Genomic DNA, 22,622 nt, shown 5'->3' with positions numbered 1-22,622 from the left:
CATGTCCATGCAGACCGCCGCGATCATGCAGGGCGACCACCACATCGAAGTCGGGGAGATCCTCAAGCCCGTGCCCGGCCCCGGCGACGTGCTGATCCGCGTGGGCGCGAATTCCATCTGCGGCAGCGACCTGCACTACTGGCACGAGGGGAAGATCGGATCGGCGGTCGTGGCGGGGGCCTTCACGCCCGGCCACGAGTTCGCGGGCACGGTGGTCGAGGGCAGCGGCGCGGCGCACGGCCTGCCGGACGGCACGCTGGTCGCCGTCGATCCGGCGCAGCCGTGCGGGCACTGCTTCTGGTGCCATGAGGGCAACCACCATCTCTGCCCGAACATGGTCTTCGTGGGTGCGCCCCCGTACGCGGGTGCGATGGCGCAGTACATCGCCGTGCCCGCCAGCAGCGTGTACCCGGTGCCCGACGGCTTCACGGCCGCGCAGGCCGCCCTGCTGGAACCGCTGGGCGTCGCCATGCACGCCCTCGACCTCGCGAAGCTCCGGCCCGGCACGCACCTCGCCATCCTGGGCGCGGGCACCATCGGTCTGTACGTGCTGATGCTCGCGCGGATCAGCGGGGCGCTGACCCTCAGCGTGATCGACCCGCTCGCGTACCGGCGCGAGAAGGCGCTGTCCCTCGGCGCGACCGCCGCGTACCCGGACGTGCCCAGCTACCTCGCGGCGGTGCAGGACACGCCCACGCGCGGGGCGGACGTGGTCGTGGAGGCCACCACCAGTCCCCTGGGGCCGCGCCACGCCACCGAGGCCGCGCGGATCGGCGGGAAGGTCATCCTGGTCGGCATTCCCGACGGGGACGAGTTCACGCTGACGGGCTCGCTCGTGCGGCGCAAGGGGCTGACCATCAAGCTGTCGCGGCGCATGGGGCACATCTACCCGCGCGCCATTGAGTACGTGCGCTCCGGGCGCATCGACGTGACCGCCATCGTCACGCACACCCTCCCGCTGTCCCAGGTGCGGCCCGCGTTCGAGATGCTCGCCGCCTACCGGGACGACGCCATCAAGGTGGTGCTCGAACCGTGACGGCCACCGAGCCGGCCCGGCCGCCCGCCCTGACGCAGGTGCGGCTCCACGACGCGTTCTGGTCGCCGCGTCTGGAGGCGAACCGCGCCCACACGCTGCCCGCCCTGTACGCGAAGCTGCAGGAGGTCGGGGCGCTCGACGCGTACGACCTGCCCGAGTACGCGAAGAAAGGCATCACGATTCCGAAGACCCACCACGTCACGCCGCAGATGTGGTGGGACAGCGACGTCGCCAAGTGGATCGAGGCGGCCAGCGCGTCCCTGGTGACGCACCCGGACGCGGCGCTGGACGCGCAGATCGACGATGTCGTCGAGCGGATCGCGGGGGCGCAGCAGCCGGACGGGTACCTGAACACGTACTTCACCGCCATCGAGCCCGGGAAGAAACTGACGAACGAGCGCGACTGGCACGAGCTGTACAACGCCGGGCACCTGATCGAGGCGGCGGTCACGCACCACCAGGCGACGGGGAAGACGTCGCTGCTGGACGTCGTGGAACGCTACGCGCGTTTCCTGGCGGGCGTGTACGGCACCGGCCCCGGCCAGCGCCCCGGCTACCCCGGCCACGAGGAGATCGAGCTCGCCCTGCTGCGCCTGTACCACGTGACCGGGCGGCGCGAGCACCTGGACTTCGCCCGTTACTTCCTGAACCAGCGCGGAGCCCTGCCCAACTACTTCGAGACCGAGGCCCTCGCGCGCGGCGACGACCCGCGGGACTTCTGGGCGGGCACGTACGAGTACATGCAGGCGCACGTGCCGGTGCGCGAGCAGACGCAGGTCGTGGGCCACGCCGTGCGCGCCATGTACCTGTACGCCGCGATGGCCGACCTCGCCGCCGCCGACGGGGACGCCGCCCTGCGCGCCGCGTGCGAGCGCCTTTGGGCCGACCTGACCCGCCACAGCCTGTACGTGACCGGGGGCCTGGGGCCGTCCGCGAGCAACGAGGGCATGACGCGCCCCTACGACCTCCCCAACGACACCGCCTACGCGGAGACGTGCGCGTCGGTGGGCCTCGCGTTCTGGGCGCGGCGCATGGCCGCCCTGACGGGCGACGGGGCGTACGCGGACGTCATGGAACGCGCCCTGTACAACACCGTCCTGAGCGGCGTGTCGCTGTCCGGCGACGCCTTCCTGTACGAGAACCCGCTGGAGTCCGACGGCACGCACCGCCGCTGGGCGTGGCACGCGTGCCCGTGCTGCCCGCCGAACCTCGCGCGGATCCTCGCGTCGCTGGGCGAGTACGTGTACGCCGTCAGTGCCCGCGAGGTCACCGTGAACCTGTACGCCAGCAGCACCCTGAGAACGGACGTGGCCGGGCACCGCCTCACGCTGACGCAGGAGGGCGCGTACCCGTGGCGCGGCGACATCCACCTGAGCGTGGAACTGGACGCCCCCGCGACCTTCACCGTGCGCCTGCGGATTCCCTCATGGGCACAGGGCGCCACCCTGACCGTGAACGGCGAGGCCGTGGACGCGACCCCGCAGCAGGGCTACGCGGTGGTCACGCGCGAGTGGCGCAGCGGCGACCGCCTCGACCTCACCCTGCCCCTGGTGCCGCGCCGCACGTACGCGCACCCCGCCGTGCGGCAGGACGCCGGGCTGGTCGCGCTGGAGTACGGCCCGCTCGTGTACTGCGCCGAGGGGCTGGATCAGGACGCCGACCTGCACGCCCTGAGCCTCCCGCGGGGCTTGGCCCTGAGCGCGCGCTTCGACCCGGAACTGCTGGGCGGCGTGACCATCATCGAGGGCGACGCCGTGGCCGACACGGTGGGAGGCGACGACCTGTACTCCGCGGCACCTCCATCCACCCACCCCACCCGCCTGACTGCCATTCCGTACGCCGTGTGGGACAACCGCGAGCCGACGCCCATGCGCGTGTGGCTGCGCGAGACCGTCCGCTGATTCATCCCAAGGAGCCCCGATGACCTACCCCCGACCCCAGCTGAAACGCGCCGCATGGCGCGACCTGAACGGCGCGTGGGCGTGCGCGTTCACGGACGTCCGCACGCCCGCCGCCGTGACCTTCGACCGGCAGATCACCGTGCCGTACGCGCCGGAATCGCCCCGCAGCGGCATCGGTGATCCCATGCCGCATCCGGTCACGTGGTACCGCCGCGCGTTCACCCTGACGGACGACGAGGTGCCCGGTGAAGGGGAGCGCGTGCTGCTGCACTTCGGCGCGGTCGACTGGGAGGCGCGGGTGTGGGTGAACGGCTCCTTTGTCGGCGGGCACCACGGGGGGTACACGCCCTTCACGCTGGACATCACGGACGCGCTGGAGGGGCCGGACGTGCGCGTGGACGTCCGCGCTGCCGACGACCACGCCGCCATGGGCCAGCCGCGCGGCAAGCAGGACTGGTACCCGGAGGGCACCGGGCACGCCATCTGGTACCCGCGCACGAGCGGCATCTGGCAGACCGTGTGGCTCGAGCGGGTGCCCGCCGCGCGGCTGCTGAACGTGCGCTGGACGCCGGACGTGGCGAACCTGTCGCTGACCCTCACGGCCACCGTCACGCCGGAGGCGGTGGGGGGCCGCCTCGCGCTGGCCCTGAGCGTGGACGGCGACACCCTCGCGGACGAGTCGTACACGCTGACCGCCACGACCCTCACCCGCACCGTCGCCCTGCCCGATCCCGGCATCGACAACGCCCGCGACCGGCTGCTGTGGTCGCCCGAGCACCCGCAGCTGATCGACGCGGCGCTGACCGTCACGGACGCGGCGGGGAGCGTGCAGGACAGCGTGCAGAGTTACACGGCGCTGCGCTCGGTGGGCCTGGACGGCGGACACTTCCTGCTGAACGGCCGACCGTACCCGCTGCGCCTCGCCCTCGACCAGGGCTACTGGCCGGACGGCGGGATGACGGCGACCGGCGACGAGCTGCGCGCCGACGTGGAGCTCGCGCGCAAACTCGGCTTCAACGGTGTGCGCAAGCACCAGAAGATCGAGAGCCCGGCGTGGCTGGAGTGGTGCGACCGCGTGGGCCTGCTCGTATGGGAGGAGCTGCCCAGCGCGTACGCCTTCACCCCGCGCAGCGTCGCGCAGCTCACGCAGACGTGGCTGGAGGTCATGGAGCGCGACGTGTCGCACCCGTGCATCGTGGCGTGGGTGCCGTTCAACGAGTCGTGGGGTGTGCCCGACCTGCCCCTGAAACCCGAGCAGCAGGCGCTGGTGCAGGGCCTGTACTCGCTGACGCGCAGCCTCGACCCCACGCGGCCCGCCATCGGGAACGACGGCTGGGAGCACGTGGCGGGCGACCTGCTGACCATCCACGACTACGCCGCCGACACGGACGTGCTCCGCGAACGCTACGGGCACCGGGGCGCGCTGGGCACGACCCTGGAGGACTACCGCTCGGCGGGCCGCCGCCTGACGCTGCCCGGCTACGACCCGCACGGCAAACCCGTGATCCTGAGCGAGTTCGGTGGGATCGCCTTCAACGCGGACGGCACGGCCGGCTGGGGCTACAGCGAGGCCGGCGACGAGGCGGGGTTCCTGGCGCGTTACGAGACGCTGATGGCGACCATCCACGACTGCCGCATGCTCGCGGGCTTCTGCTACACGCAGCTCACCGACACGTACCAGGAGATCAACGGCCTGACCACCCTGGCCCGCACCCCGAAAGCCGACGTGACCGCCCTGGCGGCCGCCACCCGGGGCCGGACGGTGGAGAAGGACAACCCGCTCGGCTACCACCGCCGCTGGCTGGCGCGCACGGGGCGCGAGCCCACGCCCGCCTGACGGCCGCGCGCCCCGCGGGCGCGGTCGCCGCGGCCGGTCATGGCCCGATCACGGGGCGGGCGGCACACTCCGGGGCGAGACCCGCCCGGCTCCGGAGGCCCCATGACCCACGCTCCATCCCCACGCCCCGCCGCGCCCGCCCCCTGCACGTGGCTGACCGACCGCATCCCCCTGACCGGCCGCGTGGGAGGCCGCCACCGGCTCGTGTGGGCCCTGCACGCCGCCGGGCACCCCGACACGGACATCGCCGCGCACCTGCACGTGCCGCCCGCCACGGTCGCGGCCGCCCTGCGCAGCCTCTACCGCGCGCTCGCCCTCGACGCCGACGACCCCGACACGGCGCGCCTGCAGGCGCGGCAGCTGTACCGCGCGGCCCTGGCCGGGCCCGGCACGCCCCCCGGCCCCCCGAGCTGACCGGGCCCGCGCCGCGCAAGGTGAGCGCCCCCTTTGCGTGCGGCCCGGCCCGCCGCGATAATGGCCGCAGGTTCCGGCCGCCCCGCGGCGGCGGGAGCACTCCCCACCCGGACGACCTGTGCTGTCGTCCCGCCCGTCCAGACCGGACGGCGCGCCAGGAGAGCGACCATGACGACCACGAACGAAGGGATGGCCCCGGCCGCCCAGCCCACCCCTGCGCCCACCCAGGGCACGCGCATGGCCACCCCGCAGAACCCCGGCTTCGACCGCCGCTACGACGTGCGCGGCCTCGACGACATTGACGTGGCCGTGCTCGGCACCTTCCCGCACGTGCGCGAGGACGACCCCGTCGCGTACCCCGGCGAGCCCATGCAGATCGAGATCGTCACCGACGAGTTCAGCCCCATCTGCCCGTGGAGCGGCCTGCCGGACTTCGGACGGCTGGAGATCCGGTACCTGCCCCGGCACGCGTGCGTGGAACTCAAGAGCCTGAAGTACTACCTCACGAGCTACCGCTTCGTGGGTATCTTCCACGAGCACGCCACCCGCCGCGTGCTGGGCGACCTCGTGAAGCTCCTCGACCCGCTGAGCATGGAGATCCGCTGCGACTACGGCATGCGCGGCGGCATGAACACCATCTGCACGGTGCGGTACGCCGCGCCGGATCACGCCCCCGCCCGCTGATGCCCTGGACGCTCCGCACCGAGTTCACGTTCGACTCGGCGCACGTGATCACGGGCTACGACGGCCCCTGCGGTCGCCTGCACGGCCACACCTACCGCGTCCGCATGGAACTGAGCTCCGAGAAACTCCGCCCCAGCGCGCACGTGAAGCGCAACATCATGGTCGCGGACTTCCGCACCCTCAAGTGGGCCAAGAAGGACATCGAGCAGGGCGGCCTCGACCACGCCTTCCTGAACGACCTCCCGGAACTCGGGGACGACACGACCGCTGAAGTGATCGCCGCGTACCTCCACCGCAAGACGATGGAACGCGTCCGCGCCGACCTGCCGGACGGGGACGACGGGGGAGACCTGAAACTCCGCGTGACCCTGTGGGAGACGCCGGACAGCAGCTGCGAGTACTGGGAATGAGCCTGTGAGCCTCAAGTACCCGGTGCACGAGCGCTTCTACACGTGGCAGGGCGAGGGGGTGCACCTGGGGCGCGCGGCGTACTTCATCCGCCTGTACGGCTGCCCGCAGGCCTGCCCGTGGTGCGACAGCGCCGGCACGTGGCACCGGGACTACCGCCCGGACAGCGTCAAGCTGATGTCCGCCCGCGAACTCGCGGACGTCGTGCAGGCCGAGAGCCCAGAGGGGGCCTTCGTGGTCGTCACGGGTGGGGAGCCGATCCTGTTCGATCTCGCGCCGCTGGTGGACGCCCTGCACGCCATCGGGCGGCGGGTGCACATCGAGACGAGCGGGATCGCGCCGCTGCGTGGCGACATCGACTGGGTGACGCTGTCGCCCAAGCCGTTCGGGCAGTGGCCGGAGGCGTCCGTGGTCGCCCGTGCGGACGAGGTGAAGATCATCGTGCACGACGTCGCGGACATCCAGGCGGGGCTGGACACCCTGACCGGTCTGCGGGACGACGCGGTGATCTGGCTGCACCCGGAGTGGAGCAAGGCCCGAGACCGCGACACGGCCGTGCTGAACGCCATCACGGAGGCGGTCAAGGCGAACCCGCGCCTGCGCGCCGGGTACCAGATGCACAAGCTCTACCGGGCCGACGACCTCGACGCACACAGCGACAAGCGCCTCGTTCCCCTGGGCGGGAACGCAGAACTGGGGTACTGACCATGACGAACACACAGAAACGCGCCGTGGTGCTGCTCTCGGGTGGGCTGGATTCCAGCACCGTCCTGGCGATGGCGATCAAGGACGGCTACACGTGCACGGCGCTGTCCTTCCGGTACGGGCAACGGCACACCGTGGAACTGGAGCGGGCAGCGAAGATTGCAGCCCACTTCGGTGCCGATCACCGCGTCATCGACATCAACATCGGATCGTTCGGCGGCAGCGCCCTGACCGACGAGTCGATCACCGTGCCCACGGACGGCACCGCGGACGGCATCATCCCGCCCACGTACGTGCCCGGCCGCAATACCGTATTCATCGCGGTGGGCCTGAGCCTCGCGGAAGCCATCGACGCCGAGCGCATCTACCTGGGGATCAACGCGGTGGACTACAGCGGCTACCCGGACTGCCGCCCGGAGTACCTGGCGGCGTTCCAGACGCTGGCGGATCTGGCGACGAAGGCGGGGCTGGAAGGACGTGGAGCGAAGCTGACCGCGCCGCTGGTGGAGATGAGCAAGACGGACATCGTGAACGCGGCGCTGGAACTCGGGGTGCCGATCGAGCTGACGTGGAGCTGCTACCAGGGGGGCGCGGAGCCGTGCGGGGTGTGCGACTCGTGCCGCATCCGCGATAAGGCGCTGATTGACGCGGGGCACCCGGAACTCGCCACCATGTACGCGCAGGCACAACTCGCCGGTCGCTGAATCCGGTCGTCCACTGCCCCCGACGCCGCGCGGTGTCGGGGGCAGTGCCGTGCCGCAGATTGTGAACTGAGGTTGACACTCCCCAGATGGGGGGATATACCTGAGCCGTATTCCGCACAACGCCCATCCCGCCGCACTTTCTTCGCATTGCAGGAGGTTCGCCCATGACACGGATGCTCATTCCGCTCTCGGTGCTGCTCATCGCCGGCACGGTCGGTGCCCAGAAGACGACGCTGACCATCGAGAGCTGGCGCAACGACGACCTGAAGGTCTGGCGCGACTCCATCATTCCGGCCTTCGAGAAGCAGTACCCGAACATCCACGTGGTGTTCTCGCCCAGCGCACCGGCCGAATACAACGCCGTGCTGGACGCCAAGCTCAAGGCGGGCACGGCGGGCGACCTGATCACGTGTCGCCCCTTCGACAAGAGCCTGGAACTGTACACGGCCAAACAGCTGACCAGCCTGAACAGCCTGGCGGGCCTGAAGAACTTCGACGCGGTCGCCAAGGCCGCGTGGTCGACCGACGACGGCAAGACCACCTTCTGCATTCCCATGGCGTCCGTGATCCACGGCTTCCTGTACAACAAGGCCGCCTTCAAGGAGCTGGGCCTGACCGAGCCCGCCACCGAGGCGCAGTTCCTGGCGGGCATGACGAAGATCAAGGCGGGCGGCAAGTACGAGCCGCTGGTCATGGGCACCAAGGATCAGTGGGAAGCCGCGACCATGGGCTACCAGAACATCGGCCCGACGGTGTGGAACGGCGAGACCGGGCGCAAGGGGCTGCTCTCCGGGTCGGCGCAGTACAACAAGGGCGGCTTCCTGGCCGCCTTCCAGGCGCTGGAACGCTGGAAACCCTTCCTGCCGCGCGGATATCAGGCACTGGCCTACCCCGACGCGCAGAACATGTTCGCGCAGGGCCGGGGCGTGGTCTACCCGGCGGGCAGCTGGGACATCGGCACCTTCCGGCAGATGAATCCCAAGCTGGAGCTGGGCGCGTTCCCACCGTACTCGATCGGCGGCAAGAAGTGCGTGATCGACGACCATCCCGACATCGGCATGGGCATCAACGCGGCCAGCAAGAACCAGGCCGCCGCGCAGACCTTCCTGAACTGGGTGGCGTCGGACTCGTTTGCCACGCTGTATGCCAACGCCCTGCCGGGCTTCTTCCCGCTGGCGAACGTGAAGTACACCGTGAAAGATCCGGTCGCGCAGGAATTCCTGGCATGGCGCACCCAGTGCGGCAAGAGCTTCCGCAGCTCGTACCAGATCCTGTCGCGTAACGCCAACCCGAACAACGAGAACGATCTGTGGAACGTGTCCGCCCAGCTCCTGAACGGCGCGATGACGCCGCAGGCCGCCGGCGACATGGTGCAGAAGAACCTCGCGAGCTGGTACGCCCCGCAGAAAGGGAAGTAAGCCCGGCACCTGTCAGGCCCCGTCCGGTGTCTACCGGGCCGGGCCTGAGCCATATCGGGCGGCATCGTGACCGTGTCGTCCACGAGGCTGTGAGTCCTGTGCAGCAGAGGGGGGACTCGCAGAGCGCGAAGCGGGGTGCCGGGCCGGATGTCCAGAGTGATGTTCCCGTGTCTTCCCATGTTCCCACTCCAGAGGTGCCCTGAATGACGTATCCCGCCCGCCGCGTCCGCCGGCCGTTTCCGTGGCACATCGTGGTGTTCCTGGCCCCGGCCGTGCTGATCTACACGGTCGTGATGATCTATCCGATCCTGTCGTCGCTGTGGCTGTCGCTGCGGGGTCAGGTGGTGGGCAGCCCCGAGCAGTTCGTGGGGCTGGCGAACTACCAGAAGCTGCTGGGCACCGAGCTGTACGCGCAGCCGCTGTGGAACGCCGTGCGGAACAACGTGGTGTTCTTCGTCCTGCACATGCTGGTGCAGAATCCGGTGGGCCTGCTGCTGGCCGTGCTCCTGAGCTTCCGGCTGCGCGGCGCGGCGGTGTACCGCACGCTGCTGTTCACGCCCACGGTGCTGTCGGTGGTGATCATCGGCTTCGCGTGGAAGCTGATCCTGAATCCGGCGTGGGGCGTGCAGCGTGGCCTGCTGGAGCCGCTGGGATTACAGGCGCTGGATCAGCCGTGGCTGGGGCTGCCCGGCACGGCGCTGATCACGCTGGGCCTGATCTCGGTGTGGCAGAACATCGGCATTCCCATGCTGCTGTTCCTGGCCGCCCTGGTGCGCATTCCCGACGAACTGTACGAGGCCGCCCGCCTGGACGGCGCGGGTGGGTGGCGCATCTTCCGCTCGATCCAGTTGCCGCTGATCCTGCCCACCGTGGGGATCGTGAGTGTGCTGACCTTCGTGGGGAACTTCAATGCCTTCGACCTGATCTACTCGGTGCAGGGCGCGCTGGCCGGGCCGAACTTCGCCTCGGACATCCTGGGCACGCTGTTCTACCGCACCTTCTTCGGCTATCAGCTGCAGGCGGGTGACCAGTACATGGGCGCGGCCGTGGCGGGTGTCATGCTGCTGATCATCCTGACCGGCCTGCTGCTGTATCTCGTGACCATCCAGCGCCGCCTGACCGAGGTGGAACTGTGACCGCCCGCGAGGTGCTGGCCGGCACGACCGGCCCGGCGGCGGCCGAGAAGCCCGTGGTGGGCCGGGGCACGCAGCTCCTGGCGCACGGGGGCCTGATCCTGTTCAGCCTGCTGGCCACGCTGCCCACGCTGCTGATCATCATGAACTCGTTCAAGGATCGCCTGAGCATCTTCTCGCACCCCTTCGCGCTGCCCACGCCGTCCACCTTCACGCTGGAGGGCTACCAGACGGTGGCGACCTCGGCGAACTTCGCGCTGTTCTTCCTGAACAGCCTGACGGTCACGGTCGGCTCGCTGCTGCTGATCGTGCTGACCAGCTCCATGGCGGCCTTCGCCCTGAGCGAGTACCGCTTCCGCCTGAACACCCTGACGGGCCTGTACCTCAGCATCGGGATCATGGTGCCGATCCGCCTGGGCACGGTCGGCATCCTGAACCTGATGGTCGATCTGCACCTCGTCAATACCCTGTGGGCGCTGATCCTGGTGTACACCGCGCAGGGCATTCCACTGGCGGTCTTCGTGCTGACCTCGTTCATGCGCGGGGTGCCCCGCGACCTCAAGGAGGCCGCCCGGATCGACGGGGCCAGCGAGTACCGCATCTACGGCCTGATCCTGCCGCTGGTGCGCCCGGCGCTGGGCGCGGTCACGGCGATCTCCATGATCCCGATCTGGAACGACCTGTGGTTCCCGCTGATCCTCGCGCCCGGCGAGAAGACCAAGACCGTCGTGCTGGGGGCGAGCGCCTTCCTGGGGCAGTTCGTGAACGACTACAACGCCGTGCTGGCCGCCCTGACCCTGGCGATCGTGCCGGTCGTGCTGCTGTACGTGATCTTCTCGCGCCAGCTCGTGAGCGGCATCACCGGGGGGGCGCTGAAGTGAGGCGGATTCCGGCCGTCTCCGGTGCCGTTCAGGAGGCGGCCCGAGCAAAGCGCGAAGGAAAGGCAGACGCTTTCCCGGAATGGAGGGGGGTAGCGGCGAGGTTCCGCTGGCCCACGCAGGGGAGGGAGAGCGTATGAACCGGGTGGGCCTGATCGGTGCGGGCGTCATGGGCCGTGTCCACGCGCAGGCCTGGGCACAGCGCCCCGGCGTGCTGGGCGCCATGTACGCGCCGGATGAGCCTGCGCGCGACCTCGCCGCCCGCTACGGCATCCGGGCCTGCGCGACCCTGGACGACCTCTGGTCAGCGGTGGAGGTGGTGGATCTCTGCACCCCCACCCCCACGCATGCCGACTACGCCGTGCAGGCGGCCCGTGCCGGGAAGCACGTGATCTGCGAGAAACCCCTGGCCCGCACCCTGGACGACGCCGACCGGATCATCGCCGCGTGCCGGGATGCGGGCGTGCGGCTGTTCGTCGCGCACGTGCTGCGCTTCTTCCCGCAGTACGCGGCGGCGTGGGCACAGGTGCGCTCCGGTGCTGTGGGTGACCCCCGCGTGCTGCGCCTGGGCCGCATGGCCCCGCCGCCCCCCGCCGGAAGCTGGCTGCTGGACGAGGCCCACAGCGGCGGCGTGCCGCTGGATCTGCTCATCCACGACCTCGACTACGCCCGCTGGATCGCGGGCGAGGTCGGGACGGTCTACGCCGCGCAGTCCAGACGCCACGGACACGTGACCGTGCATGCCACGCTGTCACACACCTCCGGGGCGATCACGCTGGTGGGGGGCGGGTGGGCTGCCCCTCCTGGCGTGTTCCGCACGCACCTGGACATCGCCGGCACCACGGGCGTGATCGAGTGGACATCGGACGCGCCAATGCCCCTGCGGTCGCATGGGGCCGCGCCACCGGCCCCGGCACAGGACGGAGCGGCGCTGCCCGACCTGGGGGCGGACGATCCCTATGCGGCCGAACTGTGGCACGCCTACGACTGCCTGGAGTCCGGCGAGCCCTTCCGGATCGAACCTCCGGATGCCCGCGCCGCGCTGGCGCTGGCGCTGGCCGTGGGCCGCAGCGTGGCGTCCGGGCAGCCCGAGCAGGTGGACGCATGATCCGCGTGGCGCTGCTGGGCGTGGCGCACGTCCATGCGGATGGCTACGGGGCGTGGCTGGCCGGACAGGTCGGTGCGGAGGTGGTCGGGTTTGCCGAGGACGATCCGGTGCTGGCCGCAGAATTCGCCCGGAACACCCGCCTCCGGCATCTCCCGCTCGCGGACGTCCTGGCCGCTGCACCGCAGGGCGTGATCGTGTGCAGCGAGACCGCGCACCACCGCACCTATGTCGAGGCAGCGGCCCAGGCCGGTGCCCACGTCCTGTGCGAGAAGCCCATCGCCACGACGCTGGAGGATGCCCACGCCATGCTGGAAGCCTGTGCGCGGGCGGGGGTGGCGTTCCACACCGCCTTTCCCGTCCGGTACTCGCCCGCCGTGCAGGATCTCCGGGCCGCCGTGCACGCGGGACAGCTCGGCACCGTCCTGTCTTACAGTGGTGTGAACCACTCGGTCGCGCCGGATCATGAACGCGGGTGGTTCAGCGATCCGCTGCGGGCGGGCGGCGGCGCGGGGATGGACCACATCATCCATGTCGTGGATCTGCTGCACCATCTGGGAGACCGGGTAAAGGCCGTCTACGCGCAGCTCCGGCCTGTCCCGGCGTGGTTGCTGCCCGGACGGGAGGCCACGGACGCCGCCGGACTGGTCACGCTGACGCTGGCCTCGGGGGCCGTCGCCACCATCGACTGTTCGTGGAGTCGACCCCGGGCGTACCCCCGCTGGGGTCACCTGACCGTGGACGTGACGGGCACCGCCGGACTGCGCTCGCTGGACGTCTTCGCAGAGCACGTGACCGTCACCGGTTCCCGCGGGCGGCACTGGGCCGGCTACGGGCACGATCTGAATGCGGCCATGCTGCGCGACTTCCTGCGTGTCTGTGCCGGGCGCCCTGCACTCCTCCTGGCCGATGGTCAGGCCGGCCTGCGCTCGCTGGAGGTCGTGCTTGCTGCCTACGACGCCAGTCGGCGTGGGCACCCGGTCAGCCCCTGACCCGATCTGCTCATCTCGGGCGGGTGTGACTCCGTAGTCAGGTACCGTGATTACACTTCCCGTATGACCGTCCGTCCTGATCCGAGCCCCAGCCGGGCCTGGATCGTGACGTCGGACAGACTGCGGCGCATCAACTATCTGGCCGTCATGCTGGTGCTGCCCCCCGTGTTCCTGTGGAACGCGCTGCGGCTCGACGTGCCCGCCGAACGGCTCCTGCTGGTGCTGTCGGCTGTCGGCCCCCTGGCCAGCCTCGTGTTCCTGATCGTCAGCCGGGGGCGTGCCCTTCCGAGCCGCCGGATGGAACCGGTGATCGACGTGGTGCTGCTGCTCACCGTCGCCCTGCTCGCTGCAGTCCACTGGCACTCCGCCCGCCCGGAACTCACCAGCGGGGCGCTGCTCTCGGCCCTGCTGTTTCCGGGGTATTTCATGCGCTGGAGCGTGGTGTACCGCGACCACCCCGTCCGACGCCACGGCCTGAGCGCGGCTTATCTGCTGCTCACGGTCGCAGCGGTCGCCGGAGCGTATGCCCATGGCCACCGGGACATCGATCCGCTGACCGTCCTGCTCCTGGGGGGGTTGCTGCTCGTGCATCTGTCGGACTTCCAGCGCGTTGCCCGGCAGGTCGATCTGGAACGCGAGCAGCGTACCGCTGCCGAACACACGGCCCGCCACGATTCCCTGACCGGCCTGCCGAACCGCCGCGCCTTCGAGCAAGACGGAGAGCACCTTGATCCCACCCGGCGGCACAGCCTGATCGTGCTGGACATCGACCACTTCAAGGTCATCAACGACACCCACGGCCACGACATCGGTGACCAGGTGCTGGCGGCCCTTGCCCCCCGCCTGGTGGCCATCGTGCAGCACCACGGGCGCGCGTACCGCTGGGGCGGCGAGGAGTTCGCTGTCCTGCTGCCGGACACCCCGGCCATTCAGGCCGCCGAGATCGCGGAGACGGTTCGCCGCCGGATCGAGGAGCAGCCGTGCGCGGGCGTGGGGATCACCGTGAGCCTCGGGGTGGGCGAGTGGCAGCCGAACCTGAGTCTGCGCGAGAACTTCGTGCTGGTCGATACGGCCCTGGGGCACGCCAAGGAACGGGGCCGCAACCGGGTGTGCCGCGTCGACTGCGGCCCGCTGCCGCCCTACCTGCACTGAGCCGGACGCCGCTATCCTGCCGGGTGCACCGTCTCCCGCCGCGACACCGTCCCCAGGAACAGCGCCACGACCTCGCCCTCCGCGCCGCGCCGTACCTCCACACGGTAGGTCGCCAGGGTGCGGCCCACGCGCTCCGGGGTGGCGACGGCCACGAGCAGATCGCCCTCGCGGACGGCGCGGAAGAAGCTCAGGTGGGTCTCCACGGCGACCGCCTGCGCGTGCTGGTTCGAGATGATCGCAAACGCCTCGTCGGCCACGCTGAAGATCAGGCCGCCGTGCGCGGTGCCGTGCATGTTCAGTCCCGTACTGCCCACGGTCACGGCCACACGGGTGCGCTCTGGCGTGGCCTCCAGCACGGTCATGCCCAGGGCGGCGGCGTAGGTCATCCGTCTCCCTCACCGTGCGCGTCCCTGAGCTTGCGCCAGCGCTCGGCGACCCGCGCTTCCCAGCCCTCGCCGGTGGGGGCGTACAGATCCAACTGGATGCCGTCCGGCAGGTAGTCCTGGGCAAACGAGCCGTCCGGGTCGTCGAAGTAGTAGGCGTAGCCGGTGCCGTAGCCCTGCTGCCGCATGAGCTGGGTCGGGGCGTTGCGCAGGTGCAGCGGCACGGGCAGCGTCTCACCCTCGCGCACGGCGTCCAGGGCGTGCTTCCACGCCACGTACACGGAGTTGCTCTTGGGGGCCAGCGCCAGATACACGACCGCCTGGGCCAGCGCCAGATCACCTTCCGGGCTGCCCAGGAATTCCACGGTGTCGCGGGCGGCGATACACAGGCGCAGTGCCTGCGGGTCGGCCAGGCCGATGTCCTCGGCGGCCATGCGCACCACCCGCCGGGCCACGTACAGGGGATCGGCCCCGCCCTCGACCATGCGGGCCAGCCAGTACAGCGCGCCGTCCACGTGGCTGCCGCGCACGCTCTTGTGCAGGGCGCTGATCAGGTTGTAGAAGTCCTCGCCGTTCTTGTCCATCTGCGGCAGGTGCTTGCCGAAGGCCTCGGTGATCGCCTCCGGCGTCACCGGATTCGCCAGGGTGCTGGCGACCTCCAGCGTGCTCAGGGCGCGGCGGGCGTCCCCCTCGGCCAGCCGGGCCAGGAGTTCCAGGGCGTCCTCCTGCGCGGTCACGCCCGGCAGGCCGCGCTCGTCACTCAGGGCGCGGTTCAGGAGGGCGCGCACCTCCTTGTGGGTCAGCGCCTGCAACACCAGGGTGCGGGCACGGGACCGCAGCGCCGGGTTCACCTCGAAGCTGGGGTTCTCGGTGGTCGCGCCGATCAGGGTCAGCAGCCCGCTCTCGACGTGCGGCAGCAGCGCGTCCTGCTGGGCCTTGTTGAAACGGTGGATCTCGTCGAGGAACAGGATGGTCTTCTGGCCCCGTGCGCGCAGGCGTTCGGCCTCGGCGGTCGCCTCGCGCACGTCCTTGACCCCCGCGCTGACCGCCGACAGCGGGATGAAGTGGGCCCCGACCTCGCCGGCCAGCAGCCGCGCCAGGGTCGTCTTGCCCACGCCGGGCGGCCCCCACAGGATCAGGCTGCCCAGCCGCCCCGACTGCAGCACGCGCGTCAGCGGGCGGCCCGGCCCCAGCAGGTGCGACTGCCCCACGACCTCCGCCACGGTGCGGGGGCGCAGGCGTTCGGCCAGGGGCGCGGGGGGGTCGAACAGGGTCACGCGGGCAGGATACGGGGGTGGGCGGGGGCAGATGGGATGGACGCTCAGGTTGTGCGCTCATGGAGCGCCCGGCGCCAGCAGTCATCCGGCACCGCTCCATGTACCGTCCGGACGCCGGGCGCGGCACAATGCCCGCATGGACTACTCGACCTTCGACCATCAGGTCACCCTGGCGGACTTTCCGCCGGACGTGCGCGTCACGGCGCACCCGGAGGGGCACGGCTGGACGCTCCGTGCCGTCCACGCCGACGGCCACACCGGCCTGGATCTGCTGCTGACCGACGGTGCGGCCGACATGTACGGCGAGGGGCCAGCCTTCAGCGCGGCGCTGGCCCGGCTGCGGCAGGCGGCCGTCTCGGGCCTGCCCGCCGTTCAGCCGGATGGGACGCTGGAACGCCTCGTCTTCGTGCGGGATTGAGCGGTCCGTGGCGCGGCGGCCTATCCTGCCCGGATGACCACCCCTGATCCTGCCGAGGCCTACGTCCGTCTGGCCCACGCCATCGACGCCCACGAGGAGGGCTTCATCGACGGCTACGGCGGCCCCGCCGACTGGACTGACCGCACGGCGGTGGCGCCCACCGAACTGCGCGAACACGCGAGGCGTCTGCTGGACGACGTGCAGGCCGTACAGCCGCCGGAGCGCCGCGCCTTCCTGGACGTGCAGGTGCGGGCCATGCTGGTCACGATCGACCGCCTGTGCGGCGACACGCGGACGTACCGCGACGAGGTGCGCGGCCTCTTCGACGTCGAGCCGGTGGGTCTGACACAGGACGAGCTGGACGCGGCCCTGGACACGCTGGAGGCGGCGCTGCCCGGCACCGGCCCGCTGCCGGCCCGGATGGAAGAGATGCGCTCCTGGGTCGTCGTGCCCCGGGAGCGCATCCTGGAGCTGGCCCAGACGATCCTGGCCGAGCTGCGGGAGCGCACCCGCACCCGCCTGGGCCTGCCGGACGGCGAGGACTTCAGCATCGGGCTGGTGACCGACCGGCCGTGGAGCGGCTACAACTGGCCGCTGGGGAACCTCAGGAGCCGGATCGACATCAACACGGACCTGCCGGTGCTGCTCACGAACCTGCCGGATCTGCTGGCGCACGAGGGCTACCCCGGCCACCACACCGAGCACGCCAGCAAGGAGGCCCGGCTGGTGCGGGAACTCGGCTGGCGCGAGCACAGCCTGCAGCTTCTGAACACCCCCGAGTGCGCCGTGTCCGAGGGCATCGCCATGAACGCCCTGCGGGCCGTGATGGACGCGGACGAGGAACTGGACTGGCTGACCGGCGACCTGGCCGCGCAGGCCAGCCTCGACCCGGACGACGTGCGGGCGTACGCCCACGCCGCCCGCGTCATGGATCGGCTGCGGGCGGTGAATGCCAGCGCCGCCCTGATGCTTCACGAGCAGCAGCGCCCCGAGGCCGAGGTGCTGACCTTCCTGGAGACCTACAACCTGCTCACGCCCGAGCGGGCACGGCAGTCGCTGCGGTTCATCTCGAACCCCACCTTCCGCGCGTACACCTTCACGTATGCCGCCGGGCGGGAACTGGTCGGCGACTTCCTGGCGGCGGGCGGTTCCGGCGCGTTCGGGCGGCTGCTGCGCGAGCCGCTCACACCGGCGCGCCTGCGGGCCGAGGCCGCACACGCGGGCTGAAGCCGCGCCGGTGGCGCTACACTCCGCTGGTATGCCACTGGATGTGGGCTCGCGGCTGGCCGGGCGTTATGACCTCCGGGCCCTGCTGGGCGAGGGCGGCAGCGCCCGGGTGTTTCACGCGCTGGACACCCTGATCGACCGCGAGGTCGCCGTGAAGGTCATGCACGCGCATGTCCCGGATTCCGACCGGTCGCGTTTCCTGCGGGAAGTCCGCACCCTGGCCCGCCTGACGCACCCCGGCATCGTGCCGGTGCTGGATCTGGGCACCGAGGAGGACACCGGGCGGCCCTTCTTCACGATGCCCCTCATGACCGGCGGGCCGGTGACCGCCCTGGGGCCGCTGGAGGACGCGCCGCTGCCGCTGGCCCGCTACCTCACGGCGGCGGCCTTCGCGTCGCGTGCCCTGCATTTCATCCACGCCCAGGGCATCACGCACCGCGACCTGACGCCGGGGAACGTGCTGCTCGACGACGCGGGCCTGCCGCGCATCATGGATTTCGGGCTGGTGGCGCTGAGCGAGCACACCCGCCACCTCACCCGCAGCGGCGTGACCCTGGGCACGCCCGCGTACATGGCCCCGGAACAGGCGCGGGGCGTGGGGGTCGGGCCCAGGAGCGACCTGTACGCCCTGGGCGCGGTGCTGTACCGCGTGGCCTGCGGCATCCCGCCCTTCGTGGGCGACAGCGACCAGAGCGTGATGTTCCAGCACGTCTACGAGCGCGTCCCCGATCCGCGCGACCTGAACCCGGCCGTGCCGGACGCGATCGCCCGCGTGCTGCTGGCGCTGCTGGCCAAGCGTCCGGAGGATCGCCCGGAGAGCGGCGAGGCCCTGGCGCACCTGTGGGCGCTGGCGCGGCGGGACGTGTGGAGCGCCCATGCCCGGGGCCAGTACCGGGGTGGCCGGGCCCGGACCGGCGAGCACCCGGACGGCCCGGCCCGCGTGGGTTCCCTGCGTGAGCTGTGGAGCGTGCCCCTGCCCGGCGAGGTCACGTGGCCCGCGGCCGTGGTCGGTGAGGACGATCTGGTCGCCGTGGGCACGCGCGGCGGCCAGCTGGTGCTCACCCACGCGTCGGGCCGGCCCTTTGCCACCTTCGCCGCGAAGGACGAGGTGACAGCGCCCGCCACCTTCCACGGGGGGCACATCCTGTTCGGTGCGTGGGACGGCACCCTGCGGCGCGTGAACCTGCACACCGGCGCGGAGCTGTGGCGCCACCAGGCCCGCGCCGAGCTGACCGGTGCCCCGACCCTGTGGCGCGGCCGGGTGCTGGCCAGCAGCCGCGACGGCCACCTGCACGCCCTGGACGCCATGACCGGTGAACTCGCGTGGGCGTACCGCACGTCCGGCCCGGTCGCGGCGAGCCCCCTGATCTGGGGCGGCGCGGCGCTGCTGTGCGACGAGAGCGGGTGGCTGCACGCCCTGGACGCCCAGGACGGCCATCCCCTGTGGCGCGTGGAGGTCGGCACGGTGCACGGCACGCCCGCCCTGCTGCCCACCTCGAACGGCGAGGCGACCCTGGTCGTGGCCACGTGGGAGGGCGAGGTGCACGCGCTGGCGCTGGGGGTGGATCGGGGCCGGGCGGTGCTGCGCGGCCCGGAGCCGAACATCTGGACGTACGACCTGGAGGACGAGGTCTGGGCTTCCCCGGCCCTGACCCGTGGGGACGGCACCCACGGGCTGGCGATCCTGGCGGGCTGGGGCGGCACGGTGCGGGCCCTGCGCCTGCTCGACGGCGAGGACGTGTGGTCGCACACCCTGGAGGGTCGCGTGACCGCCAGCCCCGTGATCAGCGCCGGTCTGGTCTTCCTCGCCTCCGAGGCGGGAGAGCTGACCGCGCTGGATGTCCGCACCGGCGCCGTGCGGTGGCTGCACCGGGAGCGCACCGGCGTGCAGGCCACGCCGCTGGCGGCTGCCGGCACCCTGTATGTCGCGTTCATGAACGGCACGCTGCGGGCCTACGGCAGCCCGGCCCTCGACCCCGGAGCGTAGCGCTGTCCGGCGCCCGATCATGTGGTGGACATGGAGGCCTCGTCAGGGGCGCTTCAACCCCCGCTTAACCGCCTGCCGTAGAATCCGGGCACGACCGGCAGTGTCCGGCCCCACCCCCGCACGGCAAGGAGTCCAGCATGCCCAACATCGGTGCCCCAGAACTCATCATGATCCTGCTCGTTGCCCTGATCGTCTTCGGGCCGCGCAAGCTGCCGGAACTGGGCAAGAGCCTGGGGGCGGGGCTGCGCGAGTTCCGCAAGAACACCCAGGGCCTCAAGGAGGAGCTGGAGGGCAGCTTCCGCGACGCGCCCACCGCTCCTGCCCCCGCGCCTGTGCGCTCGGTGGCGGCCGCGGACGTCGCGGCCGTGGTTCCCGCCGCCGTCAGCCCGGCCGCCGTGACGCCAGCGGCCGTGACGCCGGCACCGGAGCCCGCCCGCCCGACGGACTGAACCACGGAGCACCGGCCCACCTGTCGCCATGACCAGGTGGGCCGGTGGCTGGTGGCCGGACGCACACGGCGTGACCGGGTAGGCGACGCTGTGTCAGATTTTCGACACGGACGGGTCAGATCCGCTAAGGTGAGGGCGTTCCATCCCACGTTCAGCGGTCTGTCTCCGTCCTCTCGTCGTCCGGGTTGCGTCGTCCTGTGCTGACAGCGGCCCCACCGAGGCTCTATGCACACATCCACGCGCGTCCTGCTTCCCCTGTGCCTGGCCACGATGACGCTCCTGCTGGGGGCCTGCGGTACCAGTGCCCGGACCGCCCCGGATCCGGACGCCGTGGCGGATCAGCCCTGGGTGTACACGGCCCCGGACACGGCGTTCTCTGCCCAGAGCCTGACGCCCGGCGCCAACAGCCTGAGCCGCGAGAGGATGCTGCAGGCGAGCAACGGCTGGGGGCCGATCGAGATCGACCGCTCCAACGGCGAGCAGCGGGCCGGCGACGGCCGGACGCTCACCATCGCGGGGCAGACCTTCAGCCGGGGCTTCGGCGTCCATGCGAACAGCTCGGCGACCTTCAGCCTGGCTGGCCCGGGGGCCACGTGCAGCCGCTTCCGGGTCGGCATGGGAATCGATGACGAGGTGAAGGGCCGGGGCAGCGTGACCTTCCAGATCTACCTGGACGGCACGCTGGCCTACAGCAGCGGCGTCATGCGGGGACAGGGGGCGGGGCGGCTCAGGTGGGCCGACCTGAACATCACGGGGAAGCAGCAGCTCAAGCTGGTGGTCACGGATGGGGGAGACGGCCGCAGTTCCGACCACGCCGACTGGGTCATGCCGCAGGTCTTCTGTCAGGCCGCCGGGCCGAGGCCACGCGTGACGTTCGGCCAGAGCAGCGTCGAGATCTTCCACAAGCATCACGCCACCGTGAATGCCACCTTCACGGGGATCAGCGGCGCGGTGACCCTGCGGCTGGTGCCACCCCAGGACTTCCCCACCGGCGGGTATGCGCCCGGCGGTTCCAGACCCGTCGTGCTGGAGACGACCACGGTGACCCTGGGCGGCGCGGCGCGCACCGTGCCCCTGAATCTGGCGGCCCCCGGCCTGCCCGGCTACTTCAACGAGACCGACGGCACCGAGGGCCGCCTGTCGTATCCCTACACCCTGGTCGCCAGCCAGGACGGGCGGGACGTGGCCAGCGCGACCATCACCATCAACGAGAAGATGCTGCGCCTGGAGCCGAGTGTGGAATACCCGGATGGCCCCCTGCGCTCTGGCGTGCCCGGTACGTTTGTGGTGACCATGAAGGTCACCCCGGCGCTGGAAACAGTCGAGGAGCTGGGTCTGGGCCTGGATTCCAGTGGCGCGTGTCAGGAGCCTGTCCAGGTCACGCCTGTGGGCAGTACCTATCTGGAGAACGGACTGCTCAAGCGGCGGTATCAGATGACCTGCTCTGCGGAATACACCACCAGCCTCAATACCCATGTGGGGTTGGGCGACATCTCCGGGTACCGCGAGTGGTGGTACTGGACGACCTTCGGGAGCGATATCACGGTCACCGCCACGCCCTGAGCGGCCTCTGTGTGACGGTGCCGGGCGTCATGGCGTGATTCCGGCCGGCCCCTAGACTGTGGGCATGCCCCTGCTGCGCCGTGTACTGGCCGTCCTGCCGGTTCTCGTGTTGGCTGCCTGTTCCGGTCAGCCGGCACAGTCCAACCCCTTCGTCACCGGCCGCACGTGGAACATCGCCCACCAGGGCGGGGAACTCGTGCGGCCCAGCAACACCATGACCGCGTTCCGCCACGCGGCGGCGCTGGGCGTGGACATGCTCGACATGGACATGCACATGACGCGCGACGGCGTGCTGGTGCTGTCGCACGACACCACCCTGGATCGTCTGACGGACACGCGCGGCACGATCGCGGAGATGACGCTGGCGCAGGTGCTCGCCGCCGACGCCGGATACGCCTTCTCGCCGGACGGCCGCGAGACCTTCCCCTACCGGGGCCAGGGCGTGCGCGTGGCCCAGCTGTCCGAGGTGCTGGCCGCCTTCCCCGCCTCGCCCATGACCATCGAGATCAAGACGGCGCAGCCCGGTGTGGCCGCGCCCTTCTGCACGGCCCTGCGGACTGCACGCGTGACCGGGCGCGTCATCGTCGCCAGTTTCAGTGACGCCGCCATGCGGGACTTCCGCGCCGCGTGTCCGGAAGTCACGACCAGCATGACCGAATCCGAGCTGCGCCCGCTGGTGCTCCTGAGCAAGGTCGGGCTGGCCGGCCTGGCCCCGCTGCCGGGCGCCGCCGCGCAGGTGCCGGTGCGGGCGGGCGGGATCGAGGTGGTCACCCCCGGGTTCATCCGGGCCATGCACGCCCGTGGCGTGGCCGTGCAGGTCTGGACGATCAACGACCCCGCCGAGATGCGCCGCCTGATGGCTCTGGGCGTGGACGGCATCTTTACCGACCGGCCGGACGTGCTCAAGGAGGTGCTGGCCGCCGGCGCGAGATAGCCCCGTAGACTCCGGGG

At 71.0% G+C, this 22,622-nt stretch carries 22 protein-coding genes; 20 read left to right on the top strand and 2 right to left on the bottom strand.

Annotated elements, in window-relative coordinates:
• The first annotated feature begins 1 nt into the window (after position 1).
• From U2P90_RS17115 to U2P90_RS17050, 14 genes are all read left to right on the top strand, one after another.
• The gene (locus tag U2P90_RS17115) at positions 2–1,036 is read left to right on the top strand and encodes a zinc-dependent alcohol dehydrogenase (protein ID WP_322473076.1); all 1,035 of its coding nucleotides are present in this window, start codon (positions 2–4) and stop codon (positions 1,034–1,036) included.
• Positions 1,033–2,937 (top strand): glycoside hydrolase family 127 protein, encoded by a 1,905-nt coding sequence (locus U2P90_RS17110; RefSeq protein ID WP_322473075.1) that lies wholly within the window; start codon positions 1,033–1,035, stop codon positions 2,935–2,937. Before U2P90_RS17115 ends, U2P90_RS17110 begins: the two co-directional genes overlap by 4 nt.
• Before the next feature lie 19 nt (positions 2,938–2,956).
• Entirely contained in the window at positions 2,957–4,774 is a 1,818-nt protein-coding gene (locus U2P90_RS17105) for a glycoside hydrolase family 2 protein (protein WP_322473074.1), read from the top strand.
• A 102-nt stretch (positions 4,775–4,876) separates the two neighbouring features.
• Entirely contained in the window at positions 4,877–5,188 is a 312-nt protein-coding gene (locus tag U2P90_RS17100) for a hypothetical protein (protein WP_322473073.1), read from the top strand.
• A gap of 237 nt (positions 5,189–5,425) precedes the next feature.
• A complete protein-coding gene (gene queF / locus U2P90_RS17095; RefSeq protein WP_322474718.1) occupies positions 5,426–5,872 on the top strand; it encodes a preQ(1) synthase in 447 nt (148 codons plus the stop codon).
• On the top strand, positions 5,872–6,282 hold the full coding sequence (locus U2P90_RS17090) for a 6-pyruvoyl trahydropterin synthase family protein (RefSeq protein WP_322473072.1): 411 nt from the start codon (positions 5,872–5,874) through the stop codon (positions 6,280–6,282). Before queF ends, U2P90_RS17090 begins: the two co-directional genes overlap by 1 nt.
• Positions 6,283–6,286: 4 nt before the next feature.
• Positions 6,287–6,985 carry a 7-carboxy-7-deazaguanine synthase QueE gene (locus U2P90_RS17085; RefSeq protein WP_322473071.1) on the top strand — a complete coding sequence of 233 codons (699 nt, stop codon included), beginning with the start codon at positions 6,287–6,289 and terminating at the stop codon, positions 6,983–6,985.
• Positions 6,986–6,987: 2 nt separating this feature from the next.
• Positions 6,988–7,689 (top strand): 7-cyano-7-deazaguanine synthase QueC, encoded by a 702-nt coding sequence (queC, locus tag U2P90_RS17080; protein WP_322473070.1) that lies wholly within the window; start codon positions 6,988–6,990, stop codon positions 7,687–7,689.
• Positions 7,690–7,853: 164 nt separating this feature from the next.
• Positions 7,854–9,107, top strand: coding sequence for an ABC transporter substrate-binding protein (locus U2P90_RS17075; RefSeq protein WP_322473069.1), 1,254 nt, complete (start codon positions 7,854–7,856; stop codon positions 9,105–9,107).
• A gap of 203 nt (positions 9,108–9,310) precedes the next feature.
• Positions 9,311–10,243 (top strand): carbohydrate ABC transporter permease, encoded by a 933-nt coding sequence (locus U2P90_RS17070; protein ID WP_295821688.1) that lies wholly within the window; start codon positions 9,311–9,313, stop codon positions 10,241–10,243.
• Complete coding sequence (locus U2P90_RS17065; protein WP_322473068.1) at positions 10,240–11,121, top strand: carbohydrate ABC transporter permease; 882 nt, start codon at positions 10,240–10,242, stop codon at positions 11,119–11,121. Before U2P90_RS17070 ends, U2P90_RS17065 begins: the two co-directional genes overlap by 4 nt.
• Before the next feature lie 133 nt (positions 11,122–11,254).
• Positions 11,255–12,226 carry a Gfo/Idh/MocA family protein gene (locus tag U2P90_RS17060; protein ID WP_322473067.1) on the top strand — a complete coding sequence of 324 codons (972 nt, stop codon included), beginning with the start codon at positions 11,255–11,257 and terminating at the stop codon, positions 12,224–12,226.
• Positions 12,223–13,215, top strand: a complete 993-nt coding sequence (locus tag U2P90_RS17055; RefSeq protein WP_322473066.1) for a Gfo/Idh/MocA family protein — start codon at positions 12,223–12,225, stop codon at positions 13,213–13,215. The genes U2P90_RS17060 and U2P90_RS17055 overlap by 4 nt, the downstream gene beginning before the upstream one ends.
• Before the next feature lie 63 nt (positions 13,216–13,278).
• Positions 13,279–14,367 carry a sensor domain-containing diguanylate cyclase gene (locus tag U2P90_RS17050; protein ID WP_322473065.1) on the top strand — a complete coding sequence of 363 codons (1,089 nt, stop codon included), beginning with the start codon at positions 13,279–13,281 and terminating at the stop codon, positions 14,365–14,367.
• A gap of 11 nt (positions 14,368–14,378) precedes the next feature.
• On the opposite strand, the gene paaI is transcribed toward U2P90_RS17050, so the two are convergent.
• On the bottom strand, positions 14,379–14,753 hold the full coding sequence (paaI, locus tag U2P90_RS17045) for a hydroxyphenylacetyl-CoA thioesterase PaaI (RefSeq protein ID WP_322473064.1): 375 nt from the start codon (positions 14,751–14,753) through the stop codon (positions 14,379–14,381).
• Entirely contained in the window at positions 14,750–16,027 is a 1,278-nt protein-coding gene (locus U2P90_RS17040; RefSeq protein WP_322473063.1) for a replication-associated recombination protein A, read from the bottom strand. The genes paaI and U2P90_RS17040 overlap by 4 nt, the downstream gene beginning before the upstream one ends.
• Before the next feature lie 136 nt (positions 16,028–16,163).
• On the opposite strand from U2P90_RS17040, the gene U2P90_RS17035 reads away from it, so the two are divergent.
• The 6 genes from U2P90_RS17035 (at position 16,164) to U2P90_RS17010 (ending at position 22,605) form a co-directional block, all read left to right on the top strand.
• Entirely contained in the window at positions 16,164–16,445 is a 282-nt protein-coding gene (locus tag U2P90_RS17035; RefSeq protein ID WP_295818794.1) for a hypothetical protein, read from the top strand.
• Between the two features lie 33 nt (positions 16,446–16,478).
• The gene (locus U2P90_RS17030) at positions 16,479–17,672 is read left to right on the top strand and encodes a hypothetical protein (RefSeq protein ID WP_322473062.1); all 1,194 of its coding nucleotides are present in this window, start codon (positions 16,479–16,481) and stop codon (positions 17,670–17,672) included.
• Positions 17,673–17,703: 31 nt separating this feature from the next.
• Positions 17,704–19,659, top strand: coding sequence for a serine/threonine-protein kinase (locus U2P90_RS17025; RefSeq protein WP_322473061.1), 1,956 nt, complete (start codon positions 17,704–17,706; stop codon positions 19,657–19,659).
• A 137-nt stretch (positions 19,660–19,796) separates the two neighbouring features.
• Positions 19,797–20,108: a twin-arginine translocase TatA/TatE family subunit gene (locus U2P90_RS17020; RefSeq protein ID WP_295818791.1), complete on the top strand. Its 312-nt coding sequence runs from the start codon at positions 19,797–19,799 to the stop codon at positions 20,106–20,108.
• Between the two features lie 225 nt (positions 20,109–20,333).
• Positions 20,334–21,671, top strand: coding sequence for an NPCBM/NEW2 domain-containing protein (locus U2P90_RS17015; RefSeq protein WP_322473060.1), 1,338 nt, complete (start codon positions 20,334–20,336; stop codon positions 21,669–21,671).
• Between the two features lie 64 nt (positions 21,672–21,735).
• Positions 21,736–22,605: a glycerophosphodiester phosphodiesterase gene (locus U2P90_RS17010; protein WP_322473059.1), complete on the top strand. Its 870-nt coding sequence runs from the start codon at positions 21,736–21,738 to the stop codon at positions 22,603–22,605.
• Positions 22,606–22,622: the final 17 nt, after the last annotated feature.

This window comes from Deinococcus sp. AB2017081 (genome assembly GCF_034440735.1).
Lineage (GTDB): Bacteria > Deinococcota > Deinococci > Deinococcales > Deinococcaceae > Deinococcus > Deinococcus rufus.
The sequence above is the reverse complement of the archived record's forward strand: the minus strand, read 5'-3'. Positions and strand labels throughout refer to the sequence as shown.

Coding starts and splice junctions, on each gene's coding strand:
- queF (WP_322474718.1), top strand. CDS start 5,426: ATGGCCACCCCGCAGAACCCCGGCTTCGACCGCCGCTACGACGTGCGC.
- U2P90_RS17070 (WP_295821688.1), top strand. CDS start 9,311: ATGACGTATCCCGCCCGCCGCGTCCGCCGGCCGTTTCCGTGGCACATC.
- U2P90_RS17050 (WP_322473065.1), top strand. CDS start 13,279: ATGACCGTCCGTCCTGATCCGAGCCCCAGCCGGGCCTGGATCGTGACG.
- U2P90_RS17030 (WP_322473062.1), top strand. CDS start 16,479: ATGACCACCCCTGATCCTGCCGAGGCCTACGTCCGTCTGGCCCACGCC.
- U2P90_RS17020 (WP_295818791.1), top strand. CDS start 19,797: ATGCCCAACATCGGTGCCCCAGAACTCATCATGATCCTGCTCGTTGCC.
- U2P90_RS17025 (WP_322473061.1), top strand. CDS start 17,704: ATGCCACTGGATGTGGGCTCGCGGCTGGCCGGGCGTTATGACCTCCGG.
- U2P90_RS17055 (WP_322473066.1), top strand. CDS start 12,223: ATGATCCGCGTGGCGCTGCTGGGCGTGGCGCACGTCCATGCGGATGGC.
- U2P90_RS17015 (WP_322473060.1), top strand. CDS start 20,334: ATGCACACATCCACGCGCGTCCTGCTTCCCCTGTGCCTGGCCACGATG.
- U2P90_RS17105 (WP_322473074.1), top strand. CDS start 2,957: ATGACCTACCCCCGACCCCAGCTGAAACGCGCCGCATGGCGCGACCTG.
- queC (WP_322473070.1), top strand. CDS start 6,988: ATGACGAACACACAGAAACGCGCCGTGGTGCTGCTCTCGGGTGGGCTG.
- U2P90_RS17115 (WP_322473076.1), top strand. CDS start 2: ATGTCCATGCAGACCGCCGCGATCATGCAGGGCGACCACCACATCGAA.
- U2P90_RS17010 (WP_322473059.1), top strand. CDS start 21,736: ATGCCCCTGCTGCGCCGTGTACTGGCCGTCCTGCCGGTTCTCGTGTTG.
- U2P90_RS17035 (WP_295818794.1), top strand. CDS start 16,164: ATGGACTACTCGACCTTCGACCATCAGGTCACCCTGGCGGACTTTCCG.
- U2P90_RS17090 (WP_322473072.1), top strand. CDS start 5,872: ATGCCCTGGACGCTCCGCACCGAGTTCACGTTCGACTCGGCGCACGTG.
- U2P90_RS17100 (WP_322473073.1), top strand. CDS start 4,877: ATGACCCACGCTCCATCCCCACGCCCCGCCGCGCCCGCCCCCTGCACG.
- paaI (WP_322473064.1), bottom strand. CDS start 14,753: ATGACCTACGCCGCCGCCCTGGGCATGACCGTGCTGGAGGCCACGCCA.
- U2P90_RS17075 (WP_322473069.1), top strand. CDS start 7,854: ATGACACGGATGCTCATTCCGCTCTCGGTGCTGCTCATCGCCGGCACG.
- U2P90_RS17060 (WP_322473067.1), top strand. CDS start 11,255: ATGAACCGGGTGGGCCTGATCGGTGCGGGCGTCATGGGCCGTGTCCAC.